We start from the raw sequence: 16,547 nt of genomic DNA, 5'->3' as shown, positions 1-16,547 counted from the left end.
ACCGGTCGCGGGTCAGAGCACCTCGAGCGGCACAGCCGAGGTCGGGGCGGGGAAGGCGCGCTCGAGCTGCACGAACGCCTGGTCGTCGAGGTCGACGTCGAGCGCCGCCGCGTTCTCGCGGGTGTGGGCGACGCTGCCGGCCTTCACGGCGACGCAGACGTCCGGGGCGAGGCGCAGCACCCAGGCGAGCGCCAGCTGGGCCGGCGTCACGCCGAGGTCCCGGGCGACCGACACGACGACCGGGTGGTCGAGCAGCTCGCCGTGGTCGACGGGGGAGTACGCCATCAGCGGCACGCCGTCGGCGCGCAGCCGGGGCAGCAGGTCGAACTCGGGGCCGCGGCGGGCGAGGTTGTAGAGCACCTGGTCGGTGTGGGGGCCGGAGGCGCGGGCCGGGCCGCCGGCGCCGGTCGCCACGGAAAGGTCGTCCAGGTCGTCGACGTCGAAGTTGCTGACGCCCCAGGCGCCGATCGCGCCCTCCTCGACCAGCGCCTCCATCGCCTCCACCGTGTCGGAGAGAGGGTGGCCGCCCCGCCAGTGCAGCAGGTAGAGGTCGAGACGGTCGGTGCCGAGGCGTCGGAGGCTCGCGTGGCAGGCGTCGACGGTGCCGCGGCGGCTGGCGTTGCCCGGCAGCACCTTGCTGACCAGGAAGACCTCGTCGCGGCGGCCGGCGATCGCCTCGCCGACGAGGGCCTCCGCGGCCCCGTCGCCGTACATCTCGGCGGTGTCGACGAGCGTGAGGCCGAGGTCGAGCCCGGTGCGGATGGCCTCCAGCTCGGCGGCGCGGCGGCGCGGGTCGTCGCCGAGGTACCAGGTGCCCTGGCCTAGGGCGGGGGCGGTGCGGCCGTCGGGGAAGGTCACGGTGGGCGGGGCGGTCGTGGTCACCCGACCAGTCTGCGCCGGGAACACGCGGGCGGGCCGGGCGGTTGGCCCTCCCCGTGCAGACGACAGAACGAGCCCAGCCCGCCACCGGCAGCGTCCCCCGCCCCCGCGCCTCCCGGCGGCCCGGCGGCCGCGGCGGCGGAGGGTCGGCGGGGCTGGTCGTCTACGCCCTCACGCTGCTCGTGCTCGTCGCGAGCGGCTCGGCCCCGTCGCCGCTCTACCCGATCTACCAGGAGGAGTGGTCGCTCTCGCCGCTCGCGCTGACGGTGGTCTTCGCGGTCTACGTCGCGGGCCTGCTGGCGACCCTGCTCACCGCGGGCCGGCTCTCCGACCACGTCGGGCGTCGGCCCCTCGTGCTGGCCGGCCTCGCGGTCTCCGTGTCGGCGATGCTCGTCTTCTCCGTGGCCACGGGCGACCTGGCGCTCGTCGTCGCCCGCGTGCTCCAGGGCCTCGCCATCGGCCTCGCGACCGGGGCCCTCGGCGCCGGCATGATCGACCACCAGCCGGCCTCCCGCCCCGCCCTCGCGGCCTTCCTCAACGGCGTGACCCCGCCGGTCGCGCTCACCGTCGGGGCGCTGACCAGCGGGCTCCTCGTCGAGTTCGGGCCGCTGCCCGAGCGCCTCGTCTTCCTCGTGCTGGCGGCCGCGATGGTGGCGTGCGGGGTCGCGGTGGCGTTCGTCCCCGAGCGCGTGCCCCGCGCCTCCGGGGCCCTGCGGTCGCTCGTGCCCACCGTCACGGTGCCGGGGGAGGCGCGGCGCGTCTTCGTCGCCGTCGTCGGCTGCATGATCGCGAGCTGGGGCCTCGGCGGCATGTTCCTCGCCTTCGCGGGCACCATCCTGCGGACGACCTTCGACGTGTCGAGCCCGGCGCTGACCGGGGCCGCGATCGCGCTCTTCACCGGGTCGGGGGCGCTGACGGGGCTCGCGATCCAGCGTGTCGACGCCGCGAGGGCGCTGCGGGTCGGGGTCGTGGCGCTCGTCGTCGGGCCGATCGGCATCGTCGCGGCGCTCTGGACGGCCTCCGTGCCGCTGTTCGTCGTGGCGGCCGTGGTCGGCGGCGTCGGGTTCGGCGCGGGGTTCCAGGCGGCGCTGCGGCTCGTGCTCGCGGAGGCGCCCGTCGACGCGAGGGCCGGCGTGCTGTCGAGCGTCTACGTGGCGAGCTACCTGGCGTTCGGCGTGCCGAGCGTGCTCGCTGGCGTGTTCGTCCCCGTCGACGGGCTCGACGCCGTGCTCAGCGCGTACGGGGCCTTCGTCGTCCTCGCTGCCGTGGTCGCGGCGGTGCTGCAGCGCGTGGCCCGTCGCGCCCGCCTCGCCGAGCTGCGGGCGGACGCCGTCGACGCCGAGCACCGGCGGCGCGGGGCCGGGGCCGGGGCCGGGCAGGCGTAGGCAGGCCCCGGGGTCTCTCCCCAGGGCGGCTGAGGGGCGTCCCTCCACACCGGGGCGCCGCGCGGGTGGTCCCCAGGGCGTGCGGCGGCCACCGCCGCCCTCGGCTCCGGGCCGCCACGGTGGTCGGCATGACCCCCACCGAGAGAACCGTCCCCCGCCTGCCCGACCGCGACTCCGCCACCACCCTGGAGGAGTGGGCGGCCGGCGTCTGCGACGAGCCCTGCGACGAGGACCTGCTCTACGTCGTCCTCGTCGACGTGGCGCGCGAGCCCTGCCAGAGCGTGCTGCGCCTCCGCGGCCAGCCCCGCCTCCCGTACGGCCGCGACGTCGACGTGCTCGAGCGGCTGCTCCGCGACCAGGCCTCGGCCTGTCGCGCGCGCGGCCTGGCGCTGGTCTGGCAGCGGGCCCTCGAGTCCGACCTCGACGACCTCGCCGTCTCGACCTGGGCCCGCGGGGTCTCCGATCGCCTGGCGTCGGGCGGGCTGCGGCTGCACGGTCAGGTGCACCGGTCGCCGTCGGGGTTCGCCCCGGCCCGCCCGCTCAGCGGCGAGCTGGCCGAGCACGTGCTGCCCGACGGCATGGCCGGCCTGCTGCCCGACCAGCGGCCGGTGATGATGCGCAACCCCCACCACTGAGCGGCGGCCCGACCACCAGCGCTGCTCGGCCACGGACACGAGGAGGCGCGACCCGGCCGGGTGCCGGGTCGCGCCTCCTCGAGCGGGCCGCGAGGGCCCGTGTGCGGCTAGGCCGCTTCCCAGGTGGCGTGCACCACCGCGCGCGCCAGGGTGTGGTCGCGGATGGTGAAGGCCAACAGGGTGGGCGTGGCGCCGGCGTCGACGCCGGTCGTCTCGACGTCGAGCGCGTGCACGGCGACGAAGTAGCGGTGCGGCCCGTGGCCCTGCGGCGGGGCCGCGCCGAGGAAGCGGCGGAGGCCCGCGTCGTTCGGCAGCTGGTAGGCGCCCTCGGGCAGCCCCGAGCCGTCGTCGTCACCGGCCCCTGAGGGCAGCGAGGTCGTCGTCGCGGGCAGGTCGGCCACGGCCCAGTGCCAGAAGCCGGCCGCCGTCGGGGCGTCGGGGTCGTACACGGTCACCGCGTAGCCCTTGGTGCCCTCGGGGGCGCCCGACCACGAGAGCTGCGGGCTGACGTCCTCGCCGCCCGCGCCGAAGATGCCGCTCACCTGGGGCGTCGACAGCACCCCGCCGTCGACCAGGTCGGTGCTCGTCAACGTGAACGACGGCACCTCGGAGATGCTGTCGTAGGGGTTCGTGCGCGGGTCGCTCATTCGTCTCCTCCTGCCGCGGCGTCGAGCCGCTGGATCTCGTCGGCCGACAGCTTGACCGTGGCCGCCGTCGCCGAGTCCATGATGGTCTGCGGGCGTCGCGAGCCGGGGATGGGCACGACGAGCTCGCTCTTCGAGAGCTCCCAGGCGAGGGTGAGCACCTGGGGGCTGAGACGGCGCGCGTTCGCGATCTCCGCGAAGACGGCGTGCTTCGAGCCGAGCTCGGCCGCGTCGGTGATGCCGCCGAGGGGGCTCCACGGCAGGAAGGCGATGCCCATCTCGTCGCAGAGCGCCAGCTCGACCTCGCTCGACCGGAAGGCCGGCGAGTACTGGTTCTGCACCGACACGAGACGGCCGTCGAGCACCTCGTTCGCGAGGCGGATCTGGTCGACGTCGGCGTTCGAGATGCCCGCCATGCGGATCACGCCCTCGTCGAGCAGCTCCGCCAGGGCCCCGATCGAGTCCGCGTACGGCACGGCCGGGTCCGGGCGGTGGAACTGGTACAGGCCGATGGTCTCGATGCCGAGGCGCTGCGCGGACGCGCGTGCCGCCTCCTTCAGGTAGGCCGGGTCGCCGTTCTGCGACCAGTCGCCGGCCCCGGGGCGGAGGTGGCCGCCCTTGGTCGCGACGAGCACGTCCGACGTGTCGCCGTGGTAGCTCGCGAGCGCCCGGGCGACGAGCGACTCGTTGTGGCCGACCTCGTGCGCGCCGGGCTGGTGGTAGGCGTCAGCGGTGTCGATCAGGGTGATGCCCTGCTCGAGGGCGGCGTGGATCGTCGCCACCGCCTGCTTCTCCTCCGGCCGGCCCTCGATCGACAGGGGCATCGCCCCGAGGCCGATCGCGCTGACGGTGACGTCTCCGATGGTCCGTGTCCTCATGCTGTTCTCCTGTTCACCACGCGTAGTCCTCGGGCGCCGTGCGGTGCTCGGGGAAGATCTCGTCGAGACGCCCGAGGGCGTCGTCGTCGAGTCGGACGTCGACGGCCGCGACGGCCGACTCGAGCTGCTCCATCGTGCGCGGGCCGGTGATGGGCCCGGTGACACCCGGCTGGTGCAGCAGCCACGCCAGGGCGAGCTCGCCCGGGGCGTGGCCGAGGTCGTCGGCCAGGGCCTCGTAGCGCTCGAGCTGCTCGCGGTGCTCGGCCACGTACTCGGCCGCCCGGCCCTCTAGGCGCCGGACGCCCTGGTCGGCCTTCCGGACGACTCCGCCCAGCAGGCCGCCGTTCAGGGGCGACCACGGGATTATGCCCAGGCCGTAGGCGCGGGCCGCCGGCAGGGTCTCACGCTCGACGTCGCGGACGATGAGGTTGTAGATCGACTGCTCGCTGACGAGGCCGGTGAAGTGCCGGGCCTTCGCCGCCTCCTGCGCCTGCGCGATGTGCCAGCCGGCGAAGTTGCTGCTGCCGGCGTAGAGCACCTTGCCCTGCTGCACGGCCACCTCCATCGCCTGCCAGATCTCCTCCCACGGCGTCTCCCGGTCCACGTGGTGGAACTGGTAGAGGTCGATGTGGTCGGTCTGCAGCCGCGTGAGGCTCTCGTCCAGCGCCCGCCGGATGTTCAGCGCGCTGAGCTTCCCGCCGTTCGGCCAGTCGCTCATGTCGCCGTAGAGCTTGGTGGCGAGCACCGTCTTCTCGCGGCGGCCGCCGCCGCCGGCGAACCAGCGGCCGATGATCTGCTCGGTGACGCCCTCGCCCTTCTGCCAGCCGTAGACGTTCGCCGTGTCGAAGAAGTTGACGCCCAGGTCGTGGGCGCGGTCCATGATCGCGTGGGAGTCGGCCTCGGAGGTCTGCGGCCCGAAGTTCATCGTGCCGAGCACCGCCCTCGAGACGGACAGCCCCGTGCGTCCCAGATGTGTGTAGTCCATGGCTCCTGGCTACGCCCTCGGGCCGGTGACCGCTCACAGCTGGTGCCTGATCCCCACCTGCGCCGGCCCGCGGGCCCGCTGACCCCCGCGTGCCCAGGCGCTTGGCAGGCGGCACGGCGGGCCCTGCCAGCCCGATCGCCTACCGTCGGGGCATGTCGACCCGCAGCACCACCGCCTCCGGCACCCGACGCGCCCGGGCCCGCGACCGCTACGTCGCGGCCAGGGCCCGCCTCGACGCGTGGCCGCGCCTCCGCGTCGCCTACAAGGTGCTCGTCGCGCTCGTGGGCCTCCTTGTCGTGGCCCTCGGGCTCGTGCTCGTCCCGCTGCCCGGCCCGGGGTGGTTGATCGTCTTCGTCGGGGTGGCCGTGCTCGGCACGGAGTTCCCCGCGGCCCACCGGGTCACGCAGGCCGTGCGACGGCTCGGCCGCCGGCTGCACCTGCGCTGGCGGGCCTGGCGCGTCGCCCGCTCCGCCCGGGCCGCCTGACTCACCGCGCAGGCTGCGCGCCCGTCCGTCCAGCCGACGCACGAGAGGGGCCCCCTGCCTGAGCAGGGGGCCCCTCGTCGTCGGCGTGGCTAGTGCTGAGCGACGTACGCGACGGGCTCGGGCAGGCCGGCCTGGGCGCGGATGCTCCGCGAGAGCCGCTCGATCGCGGTGAGCGCCGCGACGACGTCGTCGGCCGTCACGGGGAACGGCATCGAGTGGATCGTCTCCGACTCCACCGTGGCGGCCTCCGCCACCGCCCGGAGCTCGTCGTGGTCGTCGACGGAGAGCCCGATCTCGGTGAGGGTGTTGGGAAGGCCGACGCGGGTGGTGAAGACGACGAACTCCTCGATCTCCTGACGGGGAGCGCCCTCCAGCACGAGCTGCGTCATCGAGCCGACGTTGACCTTCTGCCCGTGGGTGAGGCCGTGCGTCTGCGGAGCCGCGGTCAGCCCGTTGTGGATCGCGTGGGCGGCGGCGAGGCCCCCCGACTCGAAGCCGAGGCCCGAGAGGAGCGTGTTCGCCTCGACGAGGTCCTCCAGGGCCGGCGTGACGACGTGGTCGCGCACCGCCTCGAGGGCCGAGAACGCGTTCTCGTGGATGATCTCCCACGACAGCTGGGCCAGCGCCACGCCCGTCTTCGTCGCCAGGCCGCCCGCCATGGTCGTGGCGTGTGCCCGCGACGAGGCCCGCGCCTCCAGCCAGGTCGCCAGGGCGTCGCCGATGCCGGCGACCAGGAACTTCTCCGGGGCGTTCGCGACGAGCTGGGTGTCCACGAGCACGAGGTCCGGGTTCCGGGGGAAGAAGCGGTACTCGAGGAACTCGCCCTCCTCCGAGTACACGACGGCGAGGGCGGAGGTCGGGGCGTCGGTCGAGGCGACCGTGGGCACGCTCACCCACCGGACGCCGGCGAGGTGGCCCGCCGCCTTCGCCGCGTCGATGGCGCTGCCGCCCCCGATGCCGACGACGACGTCGGCCTCGGTCGACCGGATCTGCCCGGCGAGCTCGTCGATGGCGGCCGGGGTCGCGAACCGGCCGAAGCCGACCCTCTCGACGCGCAGCTCCGAGCCGCCGAAGCTCGTCTCGACGGCGTCGCCGACGAGTCCCCAGACGACGTCGTCGGAGACGATCAGGGGCGACGAGCCGATGGCGGCGACGAACTCGCCGAGGCGGGTGATCGCGTCCTTCCCCTGGACGTAGCGGGCGGGGCTCATGACGGTGCGGACCGGTGTGGTCATCGTGTCTTCCTCTCTCGACGGGGTCGCGCCCGACGGTACGCGGCGGCTCTGGACGGCCCCTGGCGACGCCCAGCCGCCTCCCGGCGGGCCGGGACCCGCGGTTCAGGCCCCTCCCGGTAAAGTCCGTCAGGTGACGCCCAGCCCCGCCTCCGCGACCCCGTACGAGGTGCTCGGCGTGCCCGCCGGCGTCAGCGACGACGAGCTCCGCCGCGCCTACCGCCGCCTCGCGCGCGAGACGCACCCCGACCTCGGCGGCAGCGCGGCGGCCTTCCGCTCCCTCCAGCTCGCCTGGGAGCAGGTCGGGACTCCGGAGGCGCGGGCCGCCTACGACCGCCGCCGCGGCCCCGCCACGTCAGGGTCCCGCGCCCCGGGGCCCGGCACCGCCGGCGGCGCCCCGTTCAGCTGGGCCCCTCCGGCCCGCGACGCTCCGCGCACGGGCTCCCAGCCGCGTGCCCGCGTGCACGGCCACCCCGGAGGCGCCAACCGCGAGCGGTACCTCGACCTCATGCGGGAGTGGGTCGGTCGCGGCGTGCCCCTCGACGACCCCTACGACGAGCAGCTCGTCCGCACCGCCCCGCCCGAGATCCGCCACGTCCTGGCGGACGCGCTCGCCGAGGAGGCGACCGTGGCCGTGGTCACCGGCCTGGGCATCGGCTACACGATCTGGAGCGACGTCGACGCCGGCGACGAGGGCAAGCTCGACCACGTCGTGCTCGGCCCGTCGGGCCTGTTCGCCGTCCAGTCGTCCGACTGGGGGAGCGAGCTCGTCGTCTCCCGGGGCGAGCTGGTCGGCAGCGGCGTGCCCGAGCACGAGCAGCCCGTGCGCGACCTCACCCGCCAGGCCCGCGCCGTGCGACGTGCCACGCGCGTCTCGTTCACGCACCAGCTGATCGTGGTGCCCGACGACGACTTCCCGCCGGCCCTCGAGCAGGTCGGCCGCGGTCGACGCGGCTCCACCTGGGTGCTGCGTCGGTCGCTGCTGGCGCACGTCCTGACGTACGGGCCCGAGCTCGGCGACCGGACCTCGATCAGCGACGTCTTCGAGGTGCGCGAGCGACTGCAGCAGTCCATCCGCTTCGTCTAGGCCGTGGCGGCCGCCCGATCGTTCCACGGAACGCCCGGCTGACGCGTCGACCAGCGGCCCTGGCCCGGCCCCGGGCGGCGACCTCGTCGTCCCCGCCCCGGGCGGGAGGGTGGGGGATGGTCCGACATCGGGTTCCGGACCAGCCCCCGGGTTCTCGTTCGGAGCCTCCGCCGGATCGGATGGGTCGTGCCCGCCACCTCGCCGGGTCCGCTCCCGGCGGCGTGTGGCAAGCTCGCGGGGTGACCATCCACGGACCCGCTGACGGCTGGGTCGAGACCTCCGACGGCCGACGTTTCTGGGGCCGGGCGGGCGCCGCCGGCCTGCTCGTCGTCGACGCCGACGACCGCGTCCTCCTGCAGCACCGCGTCGAGTGGAGCCACCACGGCGGCACCTGGGGCCTGCCGGGCGGCGCCCGCCAGTTCGACGAGACCGCGGTCGAGGGCGCCCTCCGCGAGAGCGGCGAGGAGGCCGCCGTGCCCGGCGACGCCCTGCGGCTCGTGTTCGAGTCCGTGCTCGAGGTGCCGCCGTGGTCGTACACGACCGTCGTGGCCCGGGTCGAGCGGCCGTTCGAGGCCGTGATCTCCGACGCGGAGAGCATCGAGCTCGCCTGGGTGCCCCGCGCCGACGTCGCGGCGCTGCCGCTGCACCCCGGCTTCGCGGCGTCCTGGCCGGGGCTCGAGGCCCAGCTCGACCTCGCCCCGCACCTCGTCGTCGACGCGGCCAACGTCGTGGGCTCTCGCCCGGACGGCTGGTGGCGCGACCGTGCCGGGGCCGCCACGCGCCTCCTCGGGGCGCTCTCGGCCGCGGCCCGCACGGGCCTGCCGGCCGACCTCGTGCTGGCGGAGCCCCCGACCGGGGCGGGCGCCGCGACCTCCTGGTGGCCGCACGTCACCGTCGTCCTCGAGGGGGAGGCGCGGGGCGCGGCGGAGACCGCCGACGGCCCCGAGGCCGGTTCCCCGGGCACCGCGGCCCACCCCGTCACGGTCGTGCGGGCGTCCGCCGACGGCGACGCCGCGATCGTCGAGGTCGTCGACCGCCTGCGCGCCGGCGGCGGGCAGGTCGTCGTCGTGACGGCCGACCGCGAGCTCGGCGCCAGGGTGCGGGCCCGGGGGGCCGACGTGGTGGGCCCGGGCCGCCTGCTCGCGGCCCTCGACGCGCTGCCCGCGAGCTGAGGCGCCGGCGGCGCCGCACGCGACCCACCGCACGCCGCATACTGAACGCCGCTCACCGCACGCCGCACACGACGACGCGACGCCGTGGTCGCCCCGGAGGGCGCACACGGCGTCGCGTCGGCGGTGCCGCACGGGTCAGGCCGCGGGGCCGTCCCCGAGGGTGACCGTGGCGGTCTGCGAGGTGCCCGTCGCGTCGGTCCAGGTGACCGTCACGCGGTCTCCCGAGGCGTGCGCCGTCACCGCCGCGGTCAGGGCCTGGGCCGTGGTCACGGGCGTGCCGTCGAGGGCCGTCACCACGTCGCCGGCGACGAGGCCCGCCGACTCGGCCGCGCTCCCGTCGACCGTGCCGGCGATCGGCACGCCGGCGACGCCGCCAGTGGCGGTGCTGGCGATCTCGGCACCGAGGAAGGCGGGGAGGCCGATCTGGACGGTCGAGCTCGACGTGCCCGACTCGATCTGGCGCGCGATGTCGAGCGCGTCGTCGATCGGGATCGCGTAGCCCGTGATCGGGGTGGTCCCCGAGGAGGCGGCGGTCACGATGCCGACGACGTCGCCGGAGGCGTCGCGGAGGGGCCCGCCGGAGTCGCCCGAGACGACGTCCGACCGGAGCTCGATGAGCCCGCTCAGCGACTCCGTCCCCGTGCCCGACTCGCTCTGGACCTGGATCGACTCGTCGGTCGACAGGACCGTGCCCGTCGCCGTCACGAGGTCTCCGGTGCCGCCCGCGTTGCCCGTCGAGTGCACGGCGTCGCCCACGGCGACGTCGCCCGAGTCGTCGAACGTCACGGGGGTGAGCCCGCTCGCGTCGCGCAGCTGGAGCACGGCGACGTCGTTCGTCGCGTCGGTGCCGACGACGTCGGCCGTGTACGTCCGCCCGGAGGCCTCGTCGGTCACCTGGATGCTCGTCGACCCCTGCACGACGTGGTTGTTGGTCAGCACGAGCCCGTTCGCCGTGAGGACCATGCCCGTGCCGGCCGACTTGTACGACTCGTCGTAGTTCAGCGTCGAGACGATGGTGACCACGCCCGCGGTCTCCGCCTCCGTCGCGGGCACGGCCGACGACTCGGTCGTGCCCGTCCCGCCCTGCGTCCCGTCGCCCGGCAGCGCGCTGCCGGTGCCGCCCTGAGCGCTCCCCGAGCCGCCCGTGCTGCCCGAGCGGGGGCCGAGCAGCTGCGGAGCGAGCTCGAGCGCCTGCCGCTGGGCCGCCGCGGAGGCCGCGGCGGCCTCGCCGGCCGTGCGGCCGACGGCCCAGGCTCCCGCACCGGCGCCGCCGGCGACGAGCACGACCGCGGCCGCGGCCCCGGTCAGCGCGAGCCAGCGCCGCGAGCGGCGACGGCCCGCCGCGGCGACGGGCGACGCGCCCGGCCCGGCGAAGGTGGGCGGCACGGCCGAGCCGGGAGCCGCGTCGTACGACTGGTGCCCGTCGTCGGCCACGGGGCGGGCCGCGGAGACGTACCGGGCGTCCGACGAGCCCGTGACGTGGGGGAGGACGTGGGCGGTCGGCGAGCCGTCGCCGGCGGCCGACGGCGTCGGGGCGGGCTGTGTCGTCGGGGTGGGCTGGCGGACGTCGTCCGTGACGGCGTCGGTGCGGGCGTTCTCGTCGCGCTCGGGGTGGTCCATGGGGTGCCTCCTGTGGCTGTCGTGGTGACGTGCCCCCATCAGACGTCGGCACCCTGTCCGTTCCCGATGACGAGTCCATGAACGCGTCGGGAGTCGCATGAGGAGGAGCCGTGAAGGGCGTCGCCCTCGGACGCCCCGTCGCCCCCGGGCGGCCTCCGAGGGCGGATCCGGTTCCCGTCGGCGGTCCGAGTTCCTATACGCTGGGACGCCGAAGGAGGTCCACGATGGCAGAGCCCGACAACAACGTCCCCGGCACGCACGACGGTGACGACGTTCACACCCGTGCTCACCAGGGCCACGCGTCCGACCCGGCACCGTCGGGGGTCGACACGACCCTCAGCTTCAACGAGGAGTTCCAGGCGCAGCTCGCCGCCCTCGAGGGCGGCGTCTCCACCGACGAGCGCGAGGCCGTCACGGCCCTCCCCTCCGGGTCCGCCCTCCTCGTGGTCCGCCGCGGCCCCAACATCGGCGCCCGGTTCCTCCTCGACTCCGACGTCACCGTGGCCGGTCGCCACCCCGACGCGGGCATCTTCCTCGACGACGTGACGGTCAGCCGCAAGCACGCGGAGTTCCGCCGCTCGGGCACGACGTTCACCGTCCGTGACCTCGGCTCGCTGAACGGCACGTACTTCGACGGCACCCGCATCGACGAGGCCCTGCTCAGCGACGGCGCCGAGGTGCAGGTCGGCAAGTTCCGTCTGACCTTCTACGCCTCGCGCGTCGACCTCGCCAAGCTGGCGATCGGGTAGTGCCCCGCTCCTCCGCCGCTCGCTCCGCCGAGTCGGGTCCCGTCGACCTGCTCACCATCGGCCAGGTGCTCGCGCGGCTCAAGTCGGAGTTCCCCGACCTCAGCAACAGCAAGCTGCGCTTCCTGGAGGAGCGCCAGCTCGTCACGCCGGTGCGCACGCCCTCCGGCTACCGCAAGTTCTCGCCGGCCGACGTCGAGCGCCTGCGCTTCATCCTCGGCCTGCAGCGCGATCACTACCTGCCGCTCAAGGTCATCCGCCAGCACCTCGACGACCTCGACGCCGGCCGCCCCACCTCGCTGCCCACCGGCTCGGCCCCCGTGTCGATCGTGTCGCACCCCCGCCGCGTCACGCGCGACGAGCTGCTCGACCGCACCGGCGCCTCCGCGGGCCTCCTCGACGACGCGATCAGCGCCTCCCTCGTGGCCCCGTCCGACATGTACGGCGACGACGCCGTGACGATGCTCTCCGCCCTCGTCGAGCTGTCGCGGTCGGGCATCGAGCCGAGGCACCTCCGGGGCGTCCGATCCTCCGTCGAACGCGACCTGGGCCTCGTCGAGAACGCGCTCTCGTCGGTCGCTCGTCGCCGCGACGCCGCCGGCCGTGCCCGTGTCGCCGAGCTCTCGCGCGAGATCACCGAGCAGCTCGATGTCGTCCGCGGCGCGCTGCTCCGCACCGCCCTCGAGCGCCTCGACACGTAGACGGCGGGGCGGCGGAGGAATATCCTCGACACGCCGACTGCTCCGGGCGGATGTCGCCTCGTCCGACGCCTCGTGTGGGTACCTTGGGTCTTGGTCAAACCATCAACCCGATGTTGAACGTTACGGGTCTGGACGAAGAACAGTGGAAGGCAGCTGCATGAGTGAGTCAGGGTCCCCCGAGGATTCCCGCTACGAGCTGGGACTCCTGTTCACGGACGGCCTGCCCGAGCTCGACTCCGACAGCGGCTACCGCGGCACCGTCGCCGCCCGCGCCGCCGGGATCAGCTACCGCCAGCTCGACTACTGGGCCCGCACCGGGCTCGTCGAGCCCACCATCCGCGGCGCCGCGGGCTCCGGCTCGCAGCGCCTCTACGGCTTCCGCGACATCCTCGTGCTCAAGCTCGTGAAGCGCCTCCTCGACACGGGCATCTCGCTGCAGCAGATCCGGACGGCCGTGAACCAGCTCCGCGAGTCCGGGGTCAACGACCTCGCGCAGACCACGCTGATGAGCGACGGCGCCAGCGTCTACCTCTGCACGTCCGACGACGAGGTCATCGACCTCGTCAGCCGCGGCCAGGGCGTCTTCGGCATCGCCGTGGGCAAGGTCCTCCGCGAGGTGGAGACCAGTCTCGTCGAGCTCGACAGCACGCCCGCCGCCGACCCCTCCGACGAGCTCGCGGCGCGTCGCGGCACCCGCGCCAGCTGACCGGCCCGCCGGCCTCCACGTCGAGACGGCCCCCTCGTCACCGTGAGGTGCGAGGGGGCCGTCGTCGTGGAGGGGCGCCGTCGATCAGCGGGCCGCGGGCTCCGCGTAGTCGCCGATCTTCGCCGTGCGCATGATGCGCTCGAGCAGCTGGTCGAAGTTGCGGGCCATCTCCTGGGCGCTCTCGCCGGGCCACGCGTGGAGCGGCTTCGCGGCGCCCTGGGCCTGCTGCAGGGAGGTGCGCTCCGGCAGCTGGGGGCTCAGCACGAGGGGGCCGAACATGTCGCGGAGCTCCTTGATGCGGAACTGGTGCTCGATGGACTGCACGCGCGCGCGGTTGACGATGATGCCGAGGGGCTGAAGGCGCGGTGACAGCCCGCGACGGATCTCCTCGATGGCCCGGAGCGCGCGGTCGGCCGCGGCCACGCTGAACAGGCCGGGCTCGGTCACGACGGTGACGCGGTCGGACGCGGCCCAGGCGGTGCGGGTGAGCGCGTTGAGCGACGGGGCACAGTCGATCAGGACGAGGTCGTAGTCGGCCTCGACGTTCGCCAGGGCCTCCTCGAGCTTCCAGATGTCGCGGATCGACGGGTGCGGGCCGTCGAAGTTGATCGCCGACGGGCTGCCGATCATGACGTCGATCTTGCCCTGGCGGCCCTTGGTCCAGCCGCTCGGCGCGATCGCGGCGCGGACGGTCTTCTCCTTGGGGGAGGCGAGGACGTCGGCCACGTTGAGGTGGCCCGCGACGGTGATGTCGAGGCCCGTCGAGACGTCGGACTGCGGGTCGAGGTCGACCACCAGGGTACGGAGGCCCTTGGCGAAGGCCGCCGACGTGAGCCCGAGCGTCACGGTCGTCTTGCCGACGCCGCCCTTGAGAGAACTGACGCTGAGTACATGCACGACCACGACGATACCGTCCCCGGCGTCGAGACGCCTGCACGTCGTCCGCGCGGCACGCGGCGGGTGGACGCGCGGAGGGGGCGCGGCATGGTGGAGTAGGGGGGTGACCGTCAGAACCATCCGCCTCTTCGGCGACCCCGTCCTCCGTTCCCCGGCCGACCCCGTCGTCGTCGGCGACCCCCGGCTCGACTCCCTCGTCGCCGACCTCCTCGACACCGTGCGGGAGCCGGGGCGCGCCGGCGTGGCCGCGCCCCAGATCGGGGTCGACCTGCGCGCCTTCAGCTACAACGTCGACGGAGAGGTCGGCTACGTGCTCAACCCCGTGGTCGTCGAGGCCTCCGGCGAGCGGGAGCTCGTCGACGAGGGCTGCCTCTCGGTGCCCGGCTTCTGGTTCCCCACCCCGCGGTGGTCGTACGCCCGGGTCGAGGGGGTCGACCTCGCCGGCGACCGCGTGGTGCTGGAGGGCACGGGCCTGATGGCCCAGGCGCTGCAGCACGAGACGGACCACCTGGCCGGCACCCTCTACGTGATGACCCTGGAGCCCGAGACGAAGCGCGACGCGATGCGCCAGATCCGGGCCAGCGACTGGTGGCGCGTGTAGCTCGCGGCGCCGCCGGCCCGGGTCGTCAGCGGCTCCGGCGCCCCGTCGGGGCGTCCGGGACGGTGCGCACGGACTCCGTGGTCGGGAAGACCGTGTAGAGGTCGGCGATCTCCTGGGCGAAGTCGCGCACGACCACCGCGCGCTTGACGCTCATCTTCGGCGTCAGGTGGCCCGCGGCCTCGGTGAGCTCCACCGGCAGCACCACGAACTTGCGGATCGACTCGGCCCTCGAGACGGCGTCGTTCGCCACGTCGACGGCCCGCTGCACCTCGGCGAGCACCTTGGGGTGCCGGGCGGCCTCGGCCAGCGGCATGTCCGCCGCCTCGCCCGCGTTGTTGAGCCAGACGGGCAGCATCTCGGCGTCGAGGGTCACGAGGGCGCTGACGAACGGCTTCTGGTCGCCGACGACGACGACCTGACCGACGAGCGGGTTCGCCCGGATCGGGTCCTCGAGGGCCGCCGGGGCGACGTTCTTCCCGCCCGCGGTGACGATGATCTCCTTCTTGCGACCCGTGATGGTCAGGTACCCCTCGTCGTCGAGGCTGCCGAGGTCGCCCGTGCGGAACCAGCCGTCGCGCAGCACCTCGGCGGTCGCCGCCTCGTCGCGCCAGTAGCCGGCGAAGACGTTCTCGCCGCGCACGAGCACCTCCCCGTCGTCGTCGATGCGGACGGAGACCCCCGGCAGGGCCGGGCCGACCGTGCCGATCTTGAAGCGCGAGACGAGGTTGACCGTCGCCGGGGCCGTCGTCTCGGTGAGGCCGTAGCCCTCGAGCACCCGGATGTCGAGGCTGCGGAAGAAGTGCCCGAGGCGCGTGCCGAGCGGGGCGGAGCCGGAGACCGCGTACCGGATCCGGCCGCCCATCGCCTTCTTGAGCTTGCTGTAGACGAGCCGGTCGAACAGGGCGAAGCGGAGCTTGAGGCCGAGGGGCACCTCGCCGGCGTCGAGCGCCTTGCTGTGGGCCACCGCGACGGCCGCGGCCCGCCGGAACACCCCGCCCTTCCCGCCGGCCTCCGCCTTCTGCTCCGCCGAGTTGTAGACCTTCTCGAAGACCCGCGGCACGGCGAGGAGGAAGGTGGGCCGGAACGACGCGAGGGAGGGGAGCAGCTGCTTCGTGTCGGCCTGGTGCCCGACCTTGACCCCCGCGTGCACGGAGAGGACGGCGATGAAGCGCGCGAAGACGTGGGCGGTGGTGACGAACAGCAGGGTCGACGACCCGGGTGCGACGACGTCGCCCATGGCGACGGCGGCGTTGCGGCTCGTCTCGACGAAGTTCCCGTGGGTCAGCACGCAGCCCTTGGGTCGGCCCGTCGTCCCCGACGTGTAGATGATGGTCGCGACGTCCGCCGCGGTGGCCAGGCGTCGCCTCCGCTCGATCTCTTCGTCGGGCACGCCCCCGCCCGACGCCGCGAGCTTCTCGAGGTCGCCGAGGTCGATCTGCCAGACGTGCCGCACGTCGGGCAGCTCGGGGTGGACCTCGTCGAACTTGGCGAAGTGGTCGGCGGTCTCGACGATAACCGCGGTGGCCCCGGAGTCGCTGAGGTTCCAGTGGACCTGGCTCGGCGCGCTCGTCTCGTAGACGGGCACGAGCAGGGCGCCCGCGAACCACGTCGCGAAGTCGACCAGCGTCCACTCGTAGCGAGTGCGGCACATCAGCCCGATCTTCTCGCCGGGCTCGACGCCCGCGGCGACCAGGCCCTTCGCGAGGGCCCGGACCTGGGCGAGGAAGTCGCCCGCGGTGACGTCACGCCAGCCGCCGACGCCGTCGGGGACGGCGAAGAGGGCAGCGTCGGGGGTGAGGGCCGCTCGCTCGACCAGGAGGTCGGTGGCGTTGGCGGCGGGGTCCGGCTCGACGGCCAGGGGGGTGGTGTGCTCGTTCACGGCAGCTCCTTCGGT

Annotated in this window: 17 protein-coding genes; 9 read left to right on the top strand and 8 right to left on the bottom strand. The window is 74.5% G+C overall.

Going from position 1 to position 16,547, the window contains the following annotated elements; translation table 11 throughout:
* Nucleotides 1-12 precede the first annotated feature (12 nt).
* Nucleotides 13-882 (bottom strand): aldo/keto reductase, encoded by an 870-nt coding sequence (locus F1C15_RS02655; RefSeq protein ID WP_185232793.1) that lies wholly within the window; start codon nucleotides 880-882, stop codon nucleotides 13-15.
* Nucleotides 883-935: 53 nt separating this feature from the next.
* Between F1C15_RS02655 and F1C15_RS02650 the strand changes: the two genes are divergently transcribed.
* Nucleotides 936-2,264, top strand: a complete 1,329-nt coding sequence (locus F1C15_RS02650) for an MFS transporter (RefSeq protein WP_185232791.1) — start codon at nucleotides 936-938, stop codon at nucleotides 2,262-2,264.
* 128 nt (nucleotides 2,265-2,392) lie between these two features.
* Nucleotides 2,393-2,899, top strand: a complete 507-nt coding sequence (locus F1C15_RS02645) for a hypothetical protein (RefSeq protein ID WP_185232789.1) — start codon at nucleotides 2,393-2,395, stop codon at nucleotides 2,897-2,899.
* A 107-nt stretch (nucleotides 2,900-3,006) separates the two neighbouring features.
* Here the strand turns inward: F1C15_RS02645 and F1C15_RS02640 are convergent, their stop codons facing one another.
* From F1C15_RS02640 to F1C15_RS02630, 3 genes are read right to left on the bottom strand one after another with little or no spacing between them, the layout of a single operon-like run.
* Nucleotides 3,007-3,546 carry a YbhB/YbcL family Raf kinase inhibitor-like protein gene (locus F1C15_RS02640; RefSeq protein ID WP_056055145.1) on the bottom strand — a complete coding sequence of 180 codons (540 nt, stop codon included), beginning with the start codon at nucleotides 3,544-3,546 and terminating at the stop codon, nucleotides 3,007-3,009.
* On the bottom strand, nucleotides 3,543-4,421 hold the full coding sequence (locus F1C15_RS02635; RefSeq protein ID WP_185232787.1) for an aldo/keto reductase: 879 nt from the start codon (nucleotides 4,419-4,421) through the stop codon (nucleotides 3,543-3,545). Before F1C15_RS02635 ends, F1C15_RS02640 begins: the two co-directional genes overlap by 4 nt.
* 13 nt (nucleotides 4,422-4,434) lie before the next feature.
* Nucleotides 4,435-5,406 (bottom strand): aldo/keto reductase, encoded by a 972-nt coding sequence (locus F1C15_RS02630; protein ID WP_185232785.1) that lies wholly within the window; start codon nucleotides 5,404-5,406, stop codon nucleotides 4,435-4,437.
* A gap of 152 nt (nucleotides 5,407-5,558) precedes the next feature.
* Between F1C15_RS02630 and F1C15_RS02625 the strand changes: the two genes are divergently transcribed.
* Nucleotides 5,559-5,891, top strand: a complete 333-nt coding sequence (locus F1C15_RS02625) for a PGPGW domain-containing protein (protein WP_056055136.1) — start codon at nucleotides 5,559-5,561, stop codon at nucleotides 5,889-5,891.
* 89 nt (nucleotides 5,892-5,980) lie between these two features.
* Here the strand turns inward: F1C15_RS02625 and F1C15_RS02620 are convergent, their stop codons facing one another.
* Nucleotides 5,981-7,126 carry a glycerol dehydrogenase gene (locus tag F1C15_RS02620; protein ID WP_185232783.1) on the bottom strand — a complete coding sequence of 382 codons (1,146 nt, stop codon included), beginning with the start codon at nucleotides 7,124-7,126 and terminating at the stop codon, nucleotides 5,981-5,983.
* Nucleotides 7,127-7,256: 130 nt separating this feature from the next.
* Between F1C15_RS02620 and F1C15_RS02615 the strand changes: the two genes are divergently transcribed.
* Both F1C15_RS02615 and F1C15_RS02610 read left to right on the top strand, forming a co-directional pair.
* Nucleotides 7,257-8,210, top strand: coding sequence for a nuclease-related domain-containing protein (locus tag F1C15_RS02615; protein WP_185232781.1), 954 nt, complete (start codon nucleotides 7,257-7,259; stop codon nucleotides 8,208-8,210).
* A 239-nt stretch (nucleotides 8,211-8,449) separates the two neighbouring features.
* Nucleotides 8,450-9,382 (top strand): NUDIX hydrolase, encoded by a 933-nt coding sequence (locus tag F1C15_RS02610; RefSeq protein ID WP_255465439.1) that lies wholly within the window; start codon nucleotides 8,450-8,452, stop codon nucleotides 9,380-9,382.
* A gap of 135 nt (nucleotides 9,383-9,517) precedes the next feature.
* Here the strand turns inward: F1C15_RS02610 and F1C15_RS02605 are convergent, their stop codons facing one another.
* Complete coding sequence (locus tag F1C15_RS02605) at nucleotides 9,518-11,002, bottom strand: S1C family serine protease (protein ID WP_185232777.1); 1,485 nt, start codon at nucleotides 11,000-11,002, stop codon at nucleotides 9,518-9,520.
* 224 nt (nucleotides 11,003-11,226) lie between these two features.
* Here F1C15_RS02605 and F1C15_RS02600 point away from each other — a divergent pair, with 224 nt between their 5' ends.
* The 3 genes from F1C15_RS02600 to F1C15_RS02590 all read left to right on the top strand — a co-directional run bounded on the left by F1C15_RS02600 (nucleotide 11,227) and on the right by F1C15_RS02590 (nucleotide 13,155).
* Nucleotides 11,227-11,751, top strand: a complete 525-nt coding sequence (locus tag F1C15_RS02600; RefSeq protein ID WP_056055126.1) for an FHA domain-containing protein — start codon at nucleotides 11,227-11,229, stop codon at nucleotides 11,749-11,751.
* A complete protein-coding gene (locus tag F1C15_RS02595) occupies nucleotides 11,751-12,449 on the top strand; it encodes a MerR family transcriptional regulator (protein WP_185232775.1) in 699 nt (232 codons plus the stop codon). The genes F1C15_RS02600 and F1C15_RS02595 overlap by 1 nt, the downstream gene beginning before the upstream one ends.
* 157 nt (nucleotides 12,450-12,606) lie before the next feature.
* Nucleotides 12,607-13,155 (top strand): MerR family transcriptional regulator, encoded by a 549-nt coding sequence (locus F1C15_RS02590; RefSeq protein ID WP_056055120.1) that lies wholly within the window; start codon nucleotides 12,607-12,609, stop codon nucleotides 13,153-13,155.
* A gap of 84 nt (nucleotides 13,156-13,239) precedes the next feature.
* Here the strand turns inward: F1C15_RS02590 and F1C15_RS02585 are convergent, their stop codons facing one another.
* A complete protein-coding gene (locus tag F1C15_RS02585) occupies nucleotides 13,240-14,052 on the bottom strand; it encodes a ParA family protein (protein WP_056055961.1) in 813 nt (270 codons plus the stop codon).
* A 103-nt stretch (nucleotides 14,053-14,155) separates the two neighbouring features.
* Between F1C15_RS02585 and F1C15_RS02580 the strand changes: the two genes are divergently transcribed.
* On the top strand, nucleotides 14,156-14,653 hold the full coding sequence (locus F1C15_RS02580) for a peptide deformylase (RefSeq protein WP_185232773.1): 498 nt from the start codon (nucleotides 14,156-14,158) through the stop codon (nucleotides 14,651-14,653).
* Nucleotides 14,654-14,678: 25 nt separating this feature from the next.
* Here F1C15_RS02580 and F1C15_RS02575 read toward each other — a convergent pair whose 3' ends face one another.
* The gene (locus F1C15_RS02575) at nucleotides 14,679-16,532 is read right to left on the bottom strand and encodes a long-chain fatty acid--CoA ligase (RefSeq protein WP_185232771.1); all 1,854 of its coding nucleotides are present in this window, start codon (nucleotides 16,530-16,532) and stop codon (nucleotides 14,679-14,681) included.
* Nucleotides 16,533-16,547 lie beyond the last annotated feature (15 nt).

The sequence above is a fragment of the Frigoribacterium sp. NBH87 genome, assembly GCF_014217665.1.
Lineage (GTDB): Bacteria > Actinomycetota > Actinomycetes > Actinomycetales > Microbacteriaceae > Frigoribacterium > Frigoribacterium endophyticum.
This window is presented reverse-complemented; position numbering and strand designations above follow the sequence as displayed.